Below are 18,305 nucleotides of genomic sequence, written 5' to 3' on the forward strand. Positions count from 1 at the left end.
GTGCGCCATGTTGCAACGCCTGCTCTGCCTGCTGCTCTCTCTCACTCTCCTCACTCCCCTTGCCCAGGCCGATGACGCCATCACCCAGGTGGAAGAGCTGCTGCAGAGCGTGCCCAAGACCGACACCCCGGAAAACCAGAAGTTGCGGGAAAGTTACCAGCAGGCACTGCAGTTTGCCCGGGAGGCCCAGCGTTATCGCGAGCAGGGCAAGGCCTATCAGCAGATCCTCATCGACTATCCCAAGGAGTCGGCCCGCCTCAAGGAGAGCCTGCACAACTACCAGCCCCAGCCTCGCCCGGCCCTCTCCTCCCTGAAGGAGGAGGCGCTGCGCCAGGCCATCGGCCTGAGCAGCAACCGCCAGCTCAACCTGCGCAAGGAGCGCCAGGGGGTGATGGACAGCCTCAACCAGCTGGAGAGCACCGGCCAGGAGTATCACCTGCGGGTCGACGAACTGCGCAAGCAGTTGCAGCAGACCCGCGCCCTGCTCGACCGGCTCAGCTTCAGCAGCGAATCGGATCGCCTGCAGGATGCCCAGCAGCTGGTCACCCGCCTCAAGGAGCAGAGCCTCTCCGACCGGATCCAGATGCTGGAGCTGGAGCAGCTCTCCGCCCAGCAACGCAACGATCTCGGCAAGCTCAGGCTGCAGGAGCTCAACCTCGCCATCACCGACGAGGATGAGTGGCAGACCAGCCTGCTCAACCAGCAGAACCAGCTGCGCCGCGACAAGACAGAGCAGGCGCTGGCGGAGAGCGAGCGGCTGCGCAAGCAGCTCACCTCCGACATGCCGCTGCTGCTGGAGCAGCAACAGCAGAACCAGGCGCTCTCCATCCAGCTCGGCGCGCTGGAGGATCAGATAGAGCGGGTGCAGGATGAGCAGCGGGTGATCGACAAGAACCTCTCGAGCCTGAACGACTTGGTCAACTCGGTGCGCGAGCAACTGGAGTGGCTGCAGATCAGCAACGCCTACGGCGAGAACCTGCGCAGCAAGCTCTCGGATCTGCCCGCCTACTTCCCCCTCGACAAGCTGGAGTCAGCCATCGTCAACGCCCGCATGGCCAAGTACCAGTACGAGACCGAGCAGGACGCGCTCAAGGATCCGCGCCAGATGCGCGATCAGCTGCTGGCCACCGACGAAGTGGCCCTCGATCGCGCCCAGCAGGCGGTGCTCGACAATCTACTCAAGGCCCGTCGCCAGCTGCTGACCCGGCTCAACGACGCCTCTGACAGCCTCATTCAGGAGCAGACCCGGCTCAAGCTGCTCTACAGCCGCCAGAACAGCAAGATCGACGAGATCCGCGAGCTCAGCGCCAGCCACCTGTTCTGGATGCCGGACGTGCGCCCGCTCACCCCGGCCGTGCTGCTCGGGGTGCCGGCGGCCCTCGGCCTCGCCCTCAACCCGGTCAACTGGCTGCAACTGCCCCAGGCCATCGCCGAGAACAACCCCATCACCCTCACCTTCGCCGGCATCGGCATCCTGGTGCTGGCCTGGTGCTGGTTCAAACTGGCTCGCCACCTGACTCACTACAGCCAGCACATAGCGCCCCGCATCGGCAAGGTAACCCAGGACAAGTTCAGCCTCACCAGCCGGCTGCTGATGCGCTCCCTGCTCGCCTCCCTGCCGCTGCCCGCCATGGTGCTGATGGTGCGCGGCCTGCTCGACGGCGCCTGGCAATATCCGTTCGCGGTGGCGGTGGCCCGCGGCCTTGGCGAGATCTGGTTCCTGCTGCTGGCACTCTTGATGGCACGTCACCTGACGCTGGAGAAGGGGATCCTGATCCTCCATTTCCGCTGGCAGAAAGAGCGGGTGCAGAAGGTGTGGAGCCAGTTTCGCACCCTCTTGCTGGTGATCATCCCGAGCTTCTTCGTGCAGGGCATGGCCAACAGCTATCAGGAGCACGCCTTCTACGACTCCCTCGGCCGGCTGGCCTTCATCGTCGGCGCCCTCTGGCTGCTGCTGTTCTTCGCCCGCCTCAACCGGGAGCGGCTGCCGCTCACCTGGGGCCAGGCCGACATGACCAAGCCGCACCTGCTGCACCATTTCATCTGGAACAGCCTGATGCTGGCCCCGCTGCTGGCGGTGATCGGCTCCCTACTCGGCTACTTCTATACCTCCCGCATCCTGCTGCGCCAGCTGGAGCTGAGTCTGCTGATGGGGCTGGGTTGCCTGCTCGTCTACTATCTGGCGCACCGCTGGATGCTGATCCAGCGCCGCCGCCTCGCCTTCGAGCGGGCCAAGAGCAAGCGGGCCGAGATCCTGGCCCAACGAGGCCGGGAAGAGGGGCATGACGAGCTCAGCTCCGAGATCCCGGACGTGGTGGAAGACACCGAGCTGGATCTGGATACCATCAGCGCCCAGTCGCTCGGGCTGGTGCGCACCCTGCTGATGCTGGGTTTCACCATGCTGGTGGTGGTGCAGTGGTCTGAACTCAACTCGGCGTTCAGCTTCCTGCGCAGCATCGAGGTGTGGCAGGTGAGCAGCAAGATTGGCGGCATCGAACAGCTCTCCGCCATCACCTTGCAGGATCTGATGCTGACGGTGTTTACCTTCATCCTGACCGTGGTCACCGCCCGCAACCTGCCGGGCCTGATGGAGCTGACTCTGCTCCAGCACCTGAGCCTCTCCCCCGGCACCGGCTTTGCCATCACCACGGTGACCAAGTACATAGTGCTGGTAGTGGGGGCGCTGACCGGCTTCTCCATCCTCGGCATCGACTGGTCCAAGGCGCAGTGGATGGTGGCGGCCCTCTCCCTGGGTCTGGGTTTCGGGCTGCAGGAGATCTTCGCCAACTTCGTGTCGGGTCTCATCATCCTGTTCGAAAAACCGATCCGGCTCGGCGACACCGTCACCATTCGCGAGCTGACCGGCACCGTCACCAAGATCAAGACCCGCGCCACCACCATAGTGGATTGGGACAGGAAGGAGATCATCGTCCCCAACAAGGCCTTCATCACCGAACAGTTCATCAACTGGTCGCTGTCAGACGCCATCACCCGGGTACGGCTGCGCATCCGCATCGGCCTGACCCAGGAGCCCAGAAAGATACAGACCATTCTGGAAGAGTCGATCCGAGCCTCCACCCTGGTGCTGGAGACCCCCTCCCCCGAGGTGTTCCTGATCGAATTCACCGACTCGGCGCTGATCTACGAGATCCGGCTCTACGTGAACAGCATGGACCACCGCATGCCCATCACCCACGAGGTTCACTCGCTGGTGCTGGAGAAATTGCAGCAACAGGGGCTGGGGCTGCCGCACCAGCAGATCGACATTCGTCTGAGCCGGGCCTGAGCAGGCACCACAGGAGTACATCATGCAGATCATTGCCCATCGCGGTGCCAGCGGACTGGCGCCGGAAAATACCCTCAAGGCCATCCGGTTGGCACTGGCGCTGGGCGCCGGGGCCATCGAGATCGACGTGCAGCTGGCCGACGGCGAGCTGTGGGTGTTCCATGACCGGCGGCTGGAGCGCTGCACCGACGGCAGCGGCGTGTTGACGGCCCAGTCGCGCGCCTATCTGGCGAGCCTGGATGCCGGTGAGGGAGAAGGGATCCCGACCCTGTGGCAGGTGATGGAGGCGATTGCCGGCCAGGCCGAGCTGCACATCGAGCTGAAAGGAGCACAAACAGCCGACGAGGTGGCCCGACTGACCCGACGTGCCGAGGCAGAGCTTGGCTTCGCGCCCACGCAGTGGGTCGTCTCCTCCTTCCACCACCCGGAGCTCGCCCGCTTTGCCGCCCTGCGCCCCGACATCCGGTTGGGGGCACTGACTTCCACCATTCCCCTCACCCTCGCCAAGTTTGCAGCCGAGCTGGGGGCCTGGTCGCTCAACTGCGACGTAGATTTTGTCGATCAGTCGCTGGTGCAGGATGCCCACGACCGCGGGCTCAAGGTGCTGGTCTATACGGTCGATGAACCCGCCGATCAGGCGATGCTGGCCGCCATCGGCGTCGATGGCATCTTTACCAACCGGCCGGACCGCTTCCTGCCGCCGGCCAAAAACGGACTCATTGTGCCAGGGGGAGTTCGATAACCGCTGATTTAAGCTATAAATTTAAAGGCGCACCGGGATACAAAAAGTTCTACTTTGGCCGATACAGTGTTGGCCCATAACAATAAAACCACACATCGCAGACTGACGCTCACAAGGATGTAAACATGAACTTATCCATCAAGAACAAGCTTGTCCTCGCCATCGGGGTCATTATCCTGGTCATCACCGGCCTGCAGGTCTGGTACAACACCACTCAGCTGAGAAGCGAAACCCAGCGCCTGATCTGGAGCTTCATCGACGACAGCTCGGCATCCAATGTGAAAGGCATCTCCCGCTGGCTGGACGCCCGCATCAGCATGGTCACCTCCACCAAGGAGGCCTTCGCCAAGGAGGACGAACCCATCAGCCATCTGGCCCAATCCATGAATGCCGGCAACTTTGACCTGGTCTATGTGGGCACCAAGGATGGCAAGATGATCCAGAGCAAGCCGACCGACCTGCCGGCCGGCTATGATCCTCGTCAGCGCCCCTGGTACAAGGACGCCATGGCCGCCGGCAAGCTGGCTATCACGGCCCCCTACGCCGACATCACCACCGGCCAGCTGATCATCACCATCGCCGAGCCCTTCACCCGGGGCAATACCCAGGGGGTCATTGCCGGTGACGTCTCCATCGACGCCCTGGTACGCGATGTGCTGGCCATCAACTCGGAAGGGACCTACGCCATCCTTGTGGACAGTAATGGCACCATCATTGCCCACCCGGACAAGGATCTGACCCTCAAACAGGCGACCGCCATCTCCCCCGAGCTGACCGCCGCCAAGGTCAACGAGCTGGCCCATGACAACACCATCTCCGAGATGGATATCAGCGGCAAACCCAGCGTGTTCGACCTGACCGAGATCCCCAACACCAACTGGTATTTCGGCATAGTGGTGGATGAAGCAGTCGCCTATCAGTCCGTCTCCCGCATGGTGACCTCCGCCCTGCTGCAAGGCCTGCTCACCATCCTCATCGTCGCCGGCTTCTCCTATGTCGCCATCAACGGCTCGCTGGCTCCGCTGAAAACCCTGGGTGAAGCGATTGCCGATCTCTCCCGCGGCAACGGCGATCTGACCCGCCGCGTCAAGATCGAGCGTGAAGACGAAGTGGGTATCGTCGCCAAGCACGTCAACACCTTCATCGACCGGATCCACGTGATGGTGCAGGACATCTCCAACTCCTCCGGCCAACTGAACCAGCAAGCCAAGTCGTCCCACAACATGGCGGAAAAATCGAGCCAGGGTCTGGCTCGCCAGCAAAACGAGATCTCCCAGATCGCCACTGCGGTGCACGAGATGTCCGCCACTGCAGTGGAGGTGGCCAGCAACGCCGAACAGACCGCCGATGCGGCCCGCAGCTCTTCCAGCAGTTGTGAGCACGGCAAGCAGGTGATCGCCCGCAACCAGCGCTCCATCACGGATCTGGCCACCCAGGTCAAGCAGGCTTCCGGCATCATTCAGGAATTGGAAAAGAATGCCCAGGAGATCAACACCATCCTCTCCACCATTCAGGGCATCGCCGAGCAGACCAACCTGCTGGCGCTGAACGCCGCTATCGAAGCGGCCCGGGCCGGTGAACAGGGTCGCGGCTTTGCGGTGGTGGCCGACGAGGTGCGGGTGCTGTCCCAGCGTACCCACAGCTCCACCGTCGAGATCCGCAGCATGATCGAAACCCTGCAGCGCAACACTCAGGGCGCCGTCAGCACCATGCACGAAGGTCAATTGCTGGCCCAGAACAGCGTGGAAGATGCCAATGATGCCACCCAGGCACTGGAGCAGATCACCGCCTCCATCAACCAGATCTCCGACATGGCCACCCAGATCTCCAGCGCCGCCGAGGAACAGCGGGCGGTGACCGACGAGGTCAGCCGCAACATCCAGGCGGTCAAGGATGTCTCGGACGAGCTGGCGGTCGATGCCGACAGTTCTCGCCATCTGTCTGAACAACTTAAAAATATTTCAGGTGAACTGAGCAATCAGGTCGGCATGTTCCGGATCTGATCAACTGAAATCAAAGGGGCCACTCAGGCCCCTTTTTTTATGAAAAAATGCTTTTGTTTCAATAGTTATTACCACATCAACCATCGGGACTATGGGGATGAAAATCCCCATACGAAGCGCTATCTCGTCATAAAGCAACGCATCAAGGCCGACATTCGGATTAGTTTTTTGAACTCAAGTGCAGTGTTGTTCTATCCGTGAATAATTCTTATTAAATATTTTTGATAAAAAACTTAAAAACTTTATGGGTAATACCTAAAAAGAGAGGTGTTTCTCATTTTTTTGAAAGAAAACTACGTATAATCCTGAGCTTAAAATAACCATAGTAATGACAGCGGCTGATACCGATAACTGAAGGATGGCGATAATTACGGCGTTTTCATCCAAGGAATGGGGTGATTTTGATAAAAGTCACCATTGCCAAGCACTAAAACAAACCAGTTTGACTTGCATCAAGCCTGAATTTTTTTCATAGAGCAAAATCGTGCCCAGCAAATCTATCCCTAAGGAGGCAGATGTGGATATTATCAAGACCGATGTCGCCATCATCGGTGCTGGTGGCGGTGGCCTGCGTGCCGCAATCGCCATAGCAGAAGCCCACCCGGAGCTGGAGATCGCCCTGATCTCCAAGGTCTACCCAATGCGCAGCCACACCGTGGCCGCAGAAGGCGGTGCCGCCGGTGTCGTCCGTGATGATGACTCCCTCGAAAACCACTTCAACGACACCGTATCCGGTGGCGACTGGTTGTGTGAGCAGGACGTGGTCGACTACTTCGTCAACAATGCCACCAACGAGATGATCCAGCTGGAGCACTGGGGTTGCCCCTGGAGCCGCAAGCCAGACGGCAAGGCCAACGTGCGTCGTTTCGGCGGGATGAAGATCCCCCGCACCTGGTTCGCGGCAGACAAATCCGGTTTCCACATTCTGCACACCCTGTTCCAGACCTCCATCAAGTACCCGACCATCAAGCGCTTTGACGAGCACTTCTGCATGGATCTCATCGTGGAAGATGGCCGCGTCCAGGGCGTATTGACCTTCGACATCCAGAACGGCATCACCCGCTTCATCCAGGCCAAATCCGTCATTCTGGCCACCGGTGGCGCCGGCCGTGTCTATCGCTACAACACCAACGGCGGCATCGTCACCGGTGACGGCATGGCGCTGGCCTACCGCCACGGCGTGCCGCTGCGCGACATGGAGTTCGTGCAGTACCACCCGACCGGTCTGCCGGGTACCGGCATCCTGATGACCGAAGGTTGTCGTGGTGAAGGCGGCATCCTGCTCAACAAGGATGGCTACCGCTACCTGCAAGACTACGGTCTGGGCCCGGAAACCCCGGTCGGCCAGCCGAAGAACAAGCACATGGAGCTGGGCCCGCGTGACCGCCTCTCCCAGGCCTTCTGGCAGGAGCAGCAAAAAGGCCGCGTGATCCAGGGACCGATGGGCGATGTGGTTCACCTCGACCTGCGCCACCTCGGCGAGAAGTACCTCAAAGAGCGTCTGCCCTTCATCTGCGAACTGGCCAAGGCCTACGTGGGTGTGGATCCGGTCAAAGAGCCGATCCCGGTACGTCCGACTGCCCACTACACCATGGGCGGCATCGAGACCAACGGTCAGTGCGCCACCCGCATGCCGGGTCTGTACGCCCTGGGCGAGTGTGCCTCCGTCGGTCTGCACGGCGCCAACCGTCTGGGTTCCAACTCCCTGTCCGAGATCGTGGTATTCGGCAAGGTCGCCGGCGAGCACGCCGGTGAGTTTGCCAAGACCCAGCAACACGGCAACACCCAGGCACTGGCCGCCAAGGCCGAGGCGCTGATCAAGCAGCACCTCTCCCTGCTCGATATCGACGGTACCGAAAACCCGGCCGATATCCGCAACGAGTTGGGCATGTCCATGGAAGCCGGGGTCGGTATCTACCGTACCGAAGAGTTGATGCAGGGCACCATCGACAAGATCAACGAGCTGAAGGCCCGTTACAAGAAGATCAAGATCAACGACAAGTCCTCGGTCTTCAACACCGACCTGCTGTACGCCATCGAACTGGGCTACATGCTGGACGTGGCCGAAGCCATGGCGCACTCCGCCCTCAACCGGAAAGAGTCCCGCGGTTCCCACCAGCGTCTGGACGGTTACGAAGAGCGTGATGACGTGAACTTCCTCAAGCACACTCTCTCCTTCTACAACGGTGAAGGGGCCCCGACCATCGATTACTCCGATGTGAAGATCACTAAATCCCAACCGGCGAAACGCGTATACGGTTCCGAGGGTGAGAAACAAGACGAGGCTAAGAAGAATGGCTGAGATGATCGAAATTGAAATCCTGCGCTACCGTCCCGAGCAGGATAACGAGCCCTGGATGCAGACCTTCCAGGTGCCCTACCTCAAAGAGATGTCCCTGCTGGATGCGCTGCAATACATCAAGGATCATCTGGACTCTACCCTGAGCTTCCGCTGGTCCTGCCGGATGGCGATCTGCGGCTCCTGCGGCATGATGGTCAACGGCATTCCCAAGCTGGGTTGCAAGACCTTCCTGCGCGACTACCTGCCGGGCAAGATGACCATAGAGCCGCTCAACAACTTCCCGATCGAGCGCGATCTGGTGGTCGACATGTCCGACTTCATCGAGAAGCTGGAGAGCATCAAGCCGTACATCATCCCGGCCGAGCCGCGCAGCCTGTGCGACGGCGAGTACACCCAGACCCCGGCTGACATGGCGAAATATCATCAGTTCTCCATGTGCATCAACTGCGGTCTGTGCTATGCGGCCTGCCCGCAATATGGCATCAACAAGAAGTTCACCGGTCCGGCAGCACTGGCGCTGGCCTATCGCTACAACGCCGACAACCGCGACAGCGCGTCCAGAGAGCGGATGAAGATCATCAGCCAGGACGAGGGCGTCTGGGGTTGTACCTTCGTGGGCTACTGCTCCGAAGTGTGCCCGAAAGGCGTGGATCCGGCGGCGGCCATCCAGCTTGGCAAGGTCGAGAGCGCCAAGGACTACATGATCGCCATGTTCAAGCCAGATTGAGATCAGGAATGAGACCATGAACAACACCAATAGCAAACGTAAGCCTTACGTCCGCGAAATGAAGAAAGACTGGTGGCTGAAGAATGCCTTCTACACCGGTTACATGATCCGCGAAGGCACCAGCATCTTCGTCTCCATCTACGCCGTCGTGCTGATGTGGGGTCTGTTGCGGCTGGTACAGGGTCAGGAGGCGTTCAACGGCTGGCTGGAATCCCTGCAAAGCCCGATCGCCATCCTGTTCCATGTCATCGCCCTGGCAGCCTGCCTGTTCCACGCCAAGACCTGGTTCGCACTGGCCCCGAAAGCCATGCGCATCTTCCGTGGCGAAGACCTGGTGCCGGAGAAGCCGATCGTCATCGCCCAGTATGTGGCGCTGGCGGTGGTATCCCTGCTTGTCCTGATCATCGTGGCCTGAGGAGAAAACCATGAGACGTTCTGACGAACCCAGTTATTGGTGCCTGTTTGGTGCCGGGCTGTCACTCAGAAACGTTGGCCACGATCTCTCAATCATGATTTGAGGAAAAAATATGAGACGTTCTGACGAGCCTATATATTGGGGACTGTTTGGTGCCGGCGGCATGGTGGTTGCCATGCTGCTGCCGGTCATTGTCCTCATCACCGGTCTGCTGGTGCCCATGGGCATCATGGACGTGGAGACCATGAGCTACGAACGCGCACTCGAGTTCGCCAGCTCTTGGTGGGGTGCCTGCATCCTGCTGGTGATCATCGCCCTGCCCATCTGGCACGGCATGCACCGCATCTACCACGGCCTGCATGATCTGGGGATCCACACCACCAAGCTGCACCACTATGTGTTCTATGGCTTCGCCTTCCTGGTGTCCGCCATCACTCTGGGTCTGCTGATGGTACTGGTATTCCAGTAAGCACATCCTGACGCAATCACAAACCGGGCCAAGTGCCCGGTTTTTTTATGGCCCCTCGGCGGCTCAGACCGCAGCCCGATAGCGGGCATGCTCCCTGGCTGTGCCAAGGCACTCAGCCACGTTCAATGCCAACTATCAGCCCCCGTCACCAGAGCGTCGGCGCCGATTCACGGCCATTTTCCGCGTAGTAGAGCGACGGCAGAAACTGCGCCAGATAGCTGAACTCGCTGTAGCAGTGGCGCATCAGGTTGAAGCCTACCTCGTCCGGCACCTCGTCAAACGGATTGGCGCAGGCCTTGCCCAGCAGGAAGCGGCTGCGCAGCACACAGCCATAGGAAGTATCGCGCGCCAGGTGCAGCATCTCGCCATCCAGCGGCGCCCCCTGTTCATCCAGGGCTACCTCGTCGCCAAAGCCGATACGGGCGCAGATGGCGGCAGAGAGTGCCTGCGTCTCCCGCGCCTCCTGCAGCGGTTGCGGGGCGAACACCTCTTCGGCACAGTGGAACTTGAGGCGGGCCGCCACCGGTGGCAGCTCGGCAAGCCACTCCACCGCATCTATGCTGGCCCCCACATAGCGCTCTCCTCTTTTCCAGTGATGGTCCCAGCCCCGGTGCTCGACGTGGTCGTGCGGGTGCCACCATCTGATGTGCTGGGTCGTTTCGAAGAAGGTGAACCACCAATCCAGCATGCGCCCCTTGCAACCGTGCAGATCGGTGCGGATGGCGACCGTCAGCAGGCCGTCGGTGCTGCGGGTCAGGCCCATTTCCAGGCGCAGCGGCTGCGGCCTGAGCAACTCATTGATGTCATTGACGCCCCAGGGGGCAAACAACGGGGAAGTATCCATGATGAGACTCCAAAAAATTAGGAAACGAAGTTCGTTTCCTAATTTACGCTATGCCTGTATGCTGGGTCTGTCAATGCTTTCCAGGAGGCAACCATGTCACAGCAAACCGATGAAGAAACACGCTCACGAGGCCGCCCGCTCACCCCGGAAGTCGATCTGCGCGCCGCCCTGGCCGAGGCGACACTGACCTTGTTGCTCAAGGGAGGCTACGGCGCCGCAACCGTGGATGCGGTAGCCAAACAGGCGGGGGTTGCCAAGAAGACCCTCTACCGCTTCGCCGCCAACCGCGACGAACTGGTGGCGCAGGCGGTGCGCAGCTGGACCGATGCCTTTCAACCGGCCTTCGAGCAGGATGCAGCTCACCCAGGCGCGCTGGGGGAGATGCTGCAGCAGGGCTTGCAAGCCATTGCCAGCCAGGTGTTGAGCGCGCAGGCTGTGGGCATGTTCCGGCTGCTGCAGCATGAGTTCGCGGGGCGCGATGCCCTGCTGGCGGCCTATCAGGAGAACGGCATTGCCCGCGGCAGGGCGACGCTGGCGGCGTGGTTGCAGCGCCAGCAACAACTGGGCTGGCTGCGCGAGCTGGACACCGCCCAGACCAGCGATCTGCTGCTGGCGATGACCATGGCGGAGCCGCTGCGCCAGATGGCGCTCGGCTTGCTGGCACCGGGCAGCGACATCCGCGCGCGTATCGCCGCCGCCGTTGCCCTGGTCCTGCCCGGCCTGGTGCGGGGGTAAAGCCTCCTCGGCAAGGAGCCTGCACCACGGCAACGGGCGAGATGACATCTGAACGCGGAACCTGCCCAAAAGCCGCCAGCCCCCCATCACCGCCATAAAAAACCGGGCGCCAGGCCCGGTTGTTGATGGTCGTCACTCTGTCGGCGGCAAAAAGCGGCGCATCACCTCGTCGCTGTAACCGCTGTCCTGAAACTCGATGAACACCTGATTGAGACGGGTCACCAGCTCATAGGCCCGTGGCGATCCCTTGCTCACCAGCAGATAGAAGTCCTTGCGGCTGGGCAGGGCGAGGTTGAGCAGGCCGCTCTCGCTCTGGTAGATGCCAAGGCCGATGCCGCTCATCAGCGGTTCAATCTCGCTGGGCAAAAAGTCGCAGCGATCTCGCCCCAGCATGTCCAGCGCCTGCTGCAGCTGCTTGACCCGGCGCGGCTCCAGCGCCAGTCCGTAAGGGGCATAGTTGTAGCCGATCACCCCGCACACCCGGGAGCGATTGACCGTCTGCAGATCGGGCGCCTCGGGGAAGCGCCGCTTGAGGTAGAAAAATCCGAGATGGGTGTAGTAGAGCGGCACGCTGTAGAAGGCATATTCCGCCCGCTCCGGCTTGTAGCTTGCATCCCAAGTCAGCTCACACAAGCGGTTCTGGCGATAATCGGCCAGCTCCTGCTGCACCCGCGCCCAGGGCAGATAACGGATCTTGTAGGGCAACCCGAGCTTTTTCAGGGCCTCGAGCACCTGGGTCGTGGCGGAGCCGGTGAGACGGCGGGTGTCGGGCACGCCATCCTTGCGCTCCCAGTAGGTGAAGGGGGCCCACTCGTTGCCCTCCCCCAGGCAGATCTGCACCTCGGGCTGGGCCGCCTCCACCAGCCCGGCCAAGCCCCATCCCAGCAGCAACAACATGGATCGCGTCATCGTCTCCCTCCTTCGCTTCCCTTGCAGCTTAGTTCAGGTGGGCGTGACACTCCCCGTCAGGGTGCCCCCTCCTGCCACAGGGCCAGCAGGGGCGCGGGGATGGCGCCGTAGCGCAAGGTCGGGGTCTGGTGCCAGTCGGCCAGCCGCTGCAGCGCTTTAGCCAGATCCTGCGCCAGGGTCCGGGTCACCCTGACCCCCGCCTCCAGATAGAGGCTCTTGATCTCGAAGATCCCCTGCTGGCGATGGGCCTTGGCGTCCATCCTGCCCACCAGCTTGCCGTGATGCAGCAGCGGCAGCACGAAGTAGCCGTACTGGCGCTTGGGCGCCGGGGTGTAGCACTCGATGCGATAGTCGAACTGGAACAGCTCGCTGGCCCGTTTGCGATCCCAGACCAGCGGATCAAACGGCGACAGCGCCGTGGTGTGGCTGGCCTTGAGAGTGCCGGCCTGAGCCTGGGCCAGCTCATCTGCCAGCGAGGCGTGCACGAAGGCGCCGTGCTGCCACCCCTCCACCCGCACCGGCAGCAACTCTCCCTCGTCCGCCAGCTGGTGGAGCAGGGCATCGTATTTGCCGCGCCGCAGCCGATAGTAGTCAGCCACCCAGCCGGTCTTGACCAGCCCCAGCGCCCGGCAACTGGCTCGCACCATGTCCCTCTGCGCCTGTTCCAGGCTCGGCAGATCCCGCTCATCGCGCCACTTGGGCATCACCCGCTCGGCCAGATCGTAAACCCGCTGGAAGTTGCGCCGCTCGCGCACCATCAGCTGGCCTGCGGTAAACAGCACCTCCAGGTGGCGCTTCTCCGGCTTCCAGTCCCACCAGCCGTTGCCCTTCCCCTCCTTGCGTTCAAAATCCGCCGCCCGCACCGGGCCGTGCTGGCGAATGCGCTCGATGATCTCGCCAATCTCCTGCTGATGGGTGGAGAGCCAGTTGGCCGAAAACTTCCAGCCCATGGCGGCGGGATCCAGCATGCGATGGCGCAGCAGGCGGTAATCCTCGCGTGGCACGAAGCAGGCCTCGTGCGCCCAGTATTCGAAGATCTCGCCATCGGCCAGCAACTGCTCCAGCCAGCGCGGCTCGTACTGTCCCAGCCGGCTGAACAGCACCAGATAGGGGCTGCGGGCCACCACCGAGATGGTGTCTATCTGCAGCAGCGCCATGCGGCGAATGGTGGCCAGCAGGTCGGCCGCTCGCGCCTTGCCACGGCGCGGCGTCAGCAGGCCCTGGGCCGCCAGTTGCAAATGGCGGGCATCCTGCAGTGAAAGATGGGGAATCGACATGACGAACCACTCCTTGGTGTCGGGGAACGGGCGGCTGGCGGCGCCTGGGGCTCAATGCAGGGAAACAGGCAAGCGGACCCCGCCAATCAGGCCATCAGCATGCCCAAGCCGCCATCAAATGAAAATGCCCCGTTCAGGGTTTGGTGATGACCGCCACATCCGCGTGGGGAAACTCGACCTGCGCCTGCCAACGGGCCGCCAGGGCACGAAACGAGGCTTCGGCGAAGAAGACGATGTGGGTCGGATCGTGGCGGTAGCGCCACTGCCGGAAGCGCTCGTCCCCCAGCACCCGCTGGGTCTGCAGCACCAGCAGGCCGCCGGGCTTGAGGCAGCCCCACAGCCCGTCCAGCACGGCGCGCGGGGTGGCGATGTGCTCGATCACCTCGGTGCTGGTGATGAAGTCATACTGCTGCGCCAGCAGCTCGGGCTCATCGGCATAGAACTTGTCGTAGCCCGCCATCTGGTAGCCCGCCTCGCGCCCCATGGCGATGAGCGCCGGGCCCGGGCCGCAGCCAAAATCGAGGCCGCAGGCCGGCGGAGGCAGGCGGCTCAGCACCTCGCCGAAGGCCCGCTGCAGAAACTGGCGATAGCGGGGATCATCCACCTGGTTGTCGTGGCCGTCATAGACCGCCTTCTCGCGCGCGGGCTCCAGGTGCTCGGCCGCATCCAGCCAGACCAGCTCGCAGGCCCGGCAGCGATGATACAGCTTGCCGGCCACCGGCAGCTCATAGGCATCGGCGGCACAGCAGAGCGGGCAGGATAAGGGGGGCATGGCATCTCCTCTCGAAAGCGGGGCGGTCAAAAGTGGCCGCAGCTTGCCTGCCCGCCTGGCGGCTGACAAGGTTTTTGTCCGGCTGCCCCACGATCGGGTCGCAGCTTTACCTCTCTTTTCAACCAGTTGCCTCGGTGTGAAACAGATTTTTTACCTCTTAAGGGTTTCTTAAGTTTGCCCCTTTAGTCTGATGACAATCGACAAGAAGGAGCCATCCATGACCACCGACATTCAAGCCCCCTATCGGCTGACGCTGGCCGATACCCCGCAACAGGTCATGGCACTGCAGGGCTACATCCAGGCGGCCTACAGCCAGGAGTTCAATGCCCGCATTCCCCATTTTCTGCCCTGCCTGCTCGGCCTCTACCGGGCCGACGGCCTGCTGGTCGGCGCCTGCGGTCTCAAGCTGGCCAGCAGCGAGCGCCTCTATCTGGAGCAGTATCTGGAGCAGCCCATCGAGGCCGCCATCGAAACCCGGCTCGGCGCCCCCGCCCGGCGTGATCGCATCGTCGAGGTGGGCAACCTCGCCTGCAGCGAGCCCGGCAACGCCCGCCTGATGTTTGCGGCGCTCTGCCGCCTGCTGTGCGACAACGACCTCGATTATGTTGTATTCACCGGCACCGCCAAGCTGCGCAACAGCTTTCACCGCCTGCACCTCACCCCGGTCGAGCTGGCCCCCGCCCAGGCCGACAAGGTGGGGGACGACGCCAGCGCCTGGGGCGCCTATTACCACTGCCAGCCCAAGGTGATGGTCGGCGATCTCGGCCTCGGACGGCAGGCACTGGCCCAGGGCAGCCTGCTGCTCTCCCTGCTGGCACCCATGCCGTCCCTGTTCAACTGCCCGCACCGGAGCGCCTTATGATGCTGTTTGACCAAATCGCCTACTTCGCCCGCCAGACGCCCCATAGCCCGGCCCTCGCCAGCAGCCAGCACAGCCTCAGCTACGAGGCGCTGTGGCAGCAGTTGCCGCCGCTGGCCGACCGCCTGCAGATGGCCGGGATCAGCCGGCTGGCGCTGCAGCTGGACAACGGCCTGCCCTGGGCGCTCATCGATCTTGCCTGCACCATGGCCGGCATCGTAGTGATCCCGATCCCCCACTTCTTCTGCCTGGAGCAGCAGGAGTGGCTGCTGGAGAGCAGCGGCGCCGACGCCCTGATCGGCCCCCACCATCCCGGCTGGCAGGCCAGCGATCCGCTGCAACTGGCGGTCGGCGAGCTGCCGCTGTGGCGCCGACCCCCTGCCCGGTTGCCGCCTCTGCCGGCCGGCACCGCCAAGATCACCTATACCTCCGGCACCACAGGGCAGCCCAAAGGCGTCTGCCTGTCGCTGGCCCAGATGATGGCGGTCTGCGCCTCGCTGGCCGAGCGGGTTGCCCCGGCCAACGTCGAGAAGCACCTGACCCTGCTGCCGCTCACCACCCTGCTGGAAAATCTGACCGGCCTCTACGTGCCGCTGCTCACCGGCGCCTGCAGCCGCATCCCTTCGCTGGCGGAGCTCGGCTTTGCCGGCTCCAGCAAGCTGGACCCGGCCACCCTGGCCCAGGCCCTGCTGCGCTGGCCCACCCACAGTCTGGTGCTGGTGCCCGAGCTGCTGCGCCTGCTGCTGGCCCTGTGCAGCGCCAACCCGGCGCTGGCCGAGCAGCTGGCCGGCCTGCGCTTCGTCGCGGTGGGCGGTGGCAAGGTCTCGCCCGAGCTCATCAGCCGGGCCCGCAAGCTGGGGCTGCCGGTCTACGAGGGGTACGGCCTGTCGGAGTGCGGCTCCGTCGTGGCCCTCAACGGCCCCGACGGCCACAGCCTGGGCAGCGTCGGCCAGCCACTGCCCCACTGCCGGGTATCGATCGCCGCCGACGGCGAGATCCTGGTGGAGGGAGCCGCCATGCTCGGCTATCTGGGCAGCGACGAACCGATGCCAGCACAGGTCGCCACCGGCGATCTGGGCCACCTGGATGATGAGGGCTATCTGCACATCACCGGGCGCAAGAAAAACGTCCAGATCACCGCCTTTGGCCGCAACTTCTCCCCCGAGTGGATCGAGGCGGAGGCCCAGCTCTGTCCGGCCATCGCCCGCATCGTGATCTTCGGCGACGGCCAGCCGGCCAACGTCGCTCTGATCCAGCCACTGCCCGGCGCCGATGCCCAGCTGGCCCAGCAGATCGAGCAGCTCAATCACCGCCTGCCCGACTATGCCCGCATCCATCACTGGCTGCCGGTGGCGCTGGATCAGCATCCGGAGCTGCTGACCGCCAACGGTCGCCCCCGTCGCGAGCGGATTTATCACCACTTTTCCCGGCAGATCAGCCAATGCCTTACAGGAGAGACTTCATGAGCTTCTATCAAGTGCTGCAACAAGCCACCGCCCCGGCCCGGGAGCATCTGTTCAACGCCCCCATCATAGAGGCGTGCCGCAAGGGGGAGATCTCCCGCGACATCTACCTGCGCTTCCTCTCCCAGGCCTTCTATCACGTGCGCCACACGGTGCCGCTCTTGATGGCCACCGGCGGCAAGCTGGGCCAGGAATATGAGTGGGTGCGCGGCGCCATCGCCGAGTACATCGACGAGGAGTACGGCCATCAGGAGTGGATCCTGAGCGACATCCGCGCCTGCGGCGGCGATGCCGAGGCGGTGCGCCACGGTCAGCCCGATCTGCCTATCGAACTGATGGTGGCCTTTCTCTATGACCAGGTACAACGCGGCAACCCCATGGGCTTCTTTGGCATGGTCCAGGTGCTGGAAGGCACCAGCGTCGCCATCGCCCTGACCGTGGCCGATCAGCTCAAGGCAGGTCTCGGCTTGCCCCCCCAGGCCATGAGCTACCTGAGCTCCCACGGCGCGCTGGATCAGGAGCACCTCAAGTTCTTCGAATCCCTGATGAACCGGGTGGAAGCCCCGGCCGATCAGGCGGCCATCATTCACTCGGCCAAGGTGGTCTACCGCCTCTACGCCGACATGCTCTATCAACTGACGGAAAACCAGACATCATGAAGCTTGAAGGAAAACTCGTGCTGCTCACGGGCGCCAGCGGCGGGATCGGCGAAGCGCTGGCCCAGGAGCTGGCGGCCCAGGGGGCACACCTGTTGCTGCACGGACGCAGGGCCAGTGCACTGGAGCGGCTTCGCAAGGAGCTGCCGCACCCGGAGCGCCACCAGACGGTGATCGCCGATCTGGGCTCGCCTCAGGAGAGGGCCAAACTGTTGCAGCACCCGGCACTGGACGAGGGGCTGGACGTGCTGATCAACAACGCCGGCTGCAACCAGTTTGCCTGGCTGGAGGATCAGAGCAGCGAGCAGGTCGAGCGCCAGCTGCTGCTCAACGTCGAGGCGCCGATCCAGCTCACCCGCATGTTGCTGCCCCGCCTGCGCAAACCGGCGGTGATCATGAACGTCGGCTCCAGCTTCGGCGCCATCGGCTACGCCGGCTACAGCGTCTATTGCGCCAGCAAGTTCGCCCTGCGCGGCTTCAGCGAGGCGCTCGGCCGCGAGCTGGAGGGCACCGGCATCCAGGTGCTGCACTTTGCCCCCCGCGCCACCCGTACCCGCCTCAATTCGGAGGCGGCCTACGAGATGAATGCCGAGCTCGGCACCCACACCGACAGCCCGCAGGACGTGGCCGAGGAGGCCGTCATCGCCCTGTGCAACGAAACCCGCCGCAGCTGGCTAGGCTGGCCGGAAAAGCTGTTCGTGCGGCTCAACGGCCTGCTGCCCGGCCTGGTCGACCGGGCGCTGGCCAAGCAAAAACCCATCATAGAGCGCTATGCCCGCCACGCGGCGCCCGCTGCCGGCAATGCGGGGCACACCACTTCCGTCATGACAGAGAAGGAACGTTAAG

Annotated in this window: 16 protein-coding genes; 12 read left to right on the plus strand and 4 right to left on the minus strand. The window is 62.9% G+C overall.

Annotation, left to right across the window (positions count from 1 at the left end):
- Positions 1–7 precede the first annotated feature (7 nt).
- The 7 genes from mscM to frdD all read left to right on the plus strand — a co-directional run bounded on the left by mscM (position 8) and on the right by frdD (position 9,944).
- Positions 8–3,286, plus strand: a complete 3,279-nt coding sequence (gene mscM / locus E5E97_RS21760) for a miniconductance mechanosensitive channel MscM (protein ID WP_017409215.1) — start codon at positions 8–10, stop codon at positions 3,284–3,286.
- Between the two features lie 22 nt (positions 3,287–3,308).
- Entirely contained in the window at positions 3,309–4,028 is a 720-nt protein-coding gene (locus E5E97_RS21765; protein ID WP_171281075.1) for a glycerophosphodiester phosphodiesterase, read from the plus strand.
- A 125-nt stretch (positions 4,029–4,153) separates the two neighbouring features.
- The gene (locus tag E5E97_RS21770; RefSeq protein WP_045789212.1) at positions 4,154–6,031 is read left to right on the plus strand and encodes a methyl-accepting chemotaxis protein; all 1,878 of its coding nucleotides are present in this window, start codon (positions 4,154–4,156) and stop codon (positions 6,029–6,031) included.
- Positions 6,032–6,548: 517 nt separating this feature from the next.
- Positions 6,549–8,333 (plus strand): fumarate reductase (quinol) flavoprotein subunit, encoded by a 1,785-nt coding sequence (frdA, locus tag E5E97_RS21775; protein ID WP_011706984.1) that lies wholly within the window; start codon positions 6,549–6,551, stop codon positions 8,331–8,333.
- A complete protein-coding gene (locus E5E97_RS21780) occupies positions 8,326–9,060 on the plus strand; it encodes a succinate dehydrogenase/fumarate reductase iron-sulfur subunit (protein ID WP_011706985.1) in 735 nt (244 codons plus the stop codon). Before frdA ends, E5E97_RS21780 begins: the two co-directional genes overlap by 8 nt.
- 16 nt (positions 9,061–9,076) lie before the next feature.
- On the plus strand, positions 9,077–9,475 hold the full coding sequence (locus tag E5E97_RS21785; protein ID WP_005298336.1) for a fumarate reductase subunit C: 399 nt from the start codon (positions 9,077–9,079) through the stop codon (positions 9,473–9,475).
- Positions 9,476–9,587: 112 nt separating this feature from the next.
- Positions 9,588–9,944 (plus strand): fumarate reductase subunit FrdD, encoded by a 357-nt coding sequence (frdD, locus tag E5E97_RS21790; protein ID WP_011706986.1) that lies wholly within the window; start codon positions 9,588–9,590, stop codon positions 9,942–9,944.
- Between the two features lie 145 nt (positions 9,945–10,089).
- On the opposite strand, the gene E5E97_RS21795 is transcribed toward frdD, so the two are convergent.
- Positions 10,090–10,788: a hydrolase gene (locus E5E97_RS21795; protein WP_171281076.1), complete on the minus strand. Its 699-nt coding sequence runs from the start codon at positions 10,786–10,788 to the stop codon at positions 10,090–10,092.
- Positions 10,789–10,881: 93 nt separating this feature from the next.
- Between E5E97_RS21795 and E5E97_RS21800 the strand changes: the two genes are divergently transcribed.
- Complete coding sequence (locus E5E97_RS21800) at positions 10,882–11,523, plus strand: TetR/AcrR family transcriptional regulator (protein ID WP_171281077.1); 642 nt, start codon at positions 10,882–10,884, stop codon at positions 11,521–11,523.
- 132 nt (positions 11,524–11,655) lie between these two features.
- On the opposite strand, the gene E5E97_RS21805 is transcribed toward E5E97_RS21800, so the two are convergent.
- The 3 genes from E5E97_RS21805 to E5E97_RS21815 form a co-directional block, all read right to left on the minus strand.
- On the minus strand, positions 11,656–12,432 hold the full coding sequence (locus tag E5E97_RS21805) for an ABC transporter substrate-binding protein (RefSeq protein ID WP_171281078.1): 777 nt from the start codon (positions 12,430–12,432) through the stop codon (positions 11,656–11,658).
- A gap of 56 nt (positions 12,433–12,488) precedes the next feature.
- Positions 12,489–13,709 carry a winged helix-turn-helix domain-containing protein gene (locus tag E5E97_RS21810; RefSeq protein WP_171281079.1) on the minus strand — a complete coding sequence of 407 codons (1,221 nt, stop codon included), beginning with the start codon at positions 13,707–13,709 and terminating at the stop codon, positions 12,489–12,491.
- A 133-nt stretch (positions 13,710–13,842) separates the two neighbouring features.
- Positions 13,843–14,481: a class I SAM-dependent methyltransferase gene (locus E5E97_RS21815; RefSeq protein WP_171281080.1), complete on the minus strand. Its 639-nt coding sequence runs from the start codon at positions 14,479–14,481 to the stop codon at positions 13,843–13,845.
- A 217-nt stretch (positions 14,482–14,698) separates the two neighbouring features.
- Between E5E97_RS21815 and E5E97_RS21820 the strand changes: the two genes are divergently transcribed.
- The 4 genes from E5E97_RS21820 to E5E97_RS21835 are packed head-to-tail and all read left to right on the plus strand — an operon-like array spanning position 14,699 to position 18,304.
- Positions 14,699–15,343, plus strand: coding sequence for a thermostable hemolysin (locus tag E5E97_RS21820; RefSeq protein ID WP_049048255.1), 645 nt, complete (start codon positions 14,699–14,701; stop codon positions 15,341–15,343).
- Positions 15,340–16,806 (plus strand): AMP-dependent synthetase/ligase, encoded by a 1,467-nt coding sequence (locus E5E97_RS21825; protein ID WP_171281081.1) that lies wholly within the window; start codon positions 15,340–15,342, stop codon positions 16,804–16,806. Before E5E97_RS21820 ends, E5E97_RS21825 begins: the two co-directional genes overlap by 4 nt.
- Positions 16,803–17,462: a TenA family transcriptional regulator gene (locus E5E97_RS21830; RefSeq protein WP_171281082.1), complete on the plus strand. Its 660-nt coding sequence runs from the start codon at positions 16,803–16,805 to the stop codon at positions 17,460–17,462. Before E5E97_RS21825 ends, E5E97_RS21830 begins: the two co-directional genes overlap by 4 nt.
- On the plus strand, positions 17,459–18,304 hold the full coding sequence (locus E5E97_RS21835; RefSeq protein ID WP_039215594.1) for an SDR family oxidoreductase: 846 nt from the start codon (positions 17,459–17,461) through the stop codon (positions 18,302–18,304). Before E5E97_RS21830 ends, E5E97_RS21835 begins: the two co-directional genes overlap by 4 nt.
- Position 18,305: the final 1 nt, after the last annotated feature.

This window comes from Aeromonas sp. 2692-1 (assembly GCF_013085505.1).
Lineage (GTDB): Bacteria > Pseudomonadota > Gammaproteobacteria > Enterobacterales > Aeromonadaceae > Aeromonas > Aeromonas hydrophila.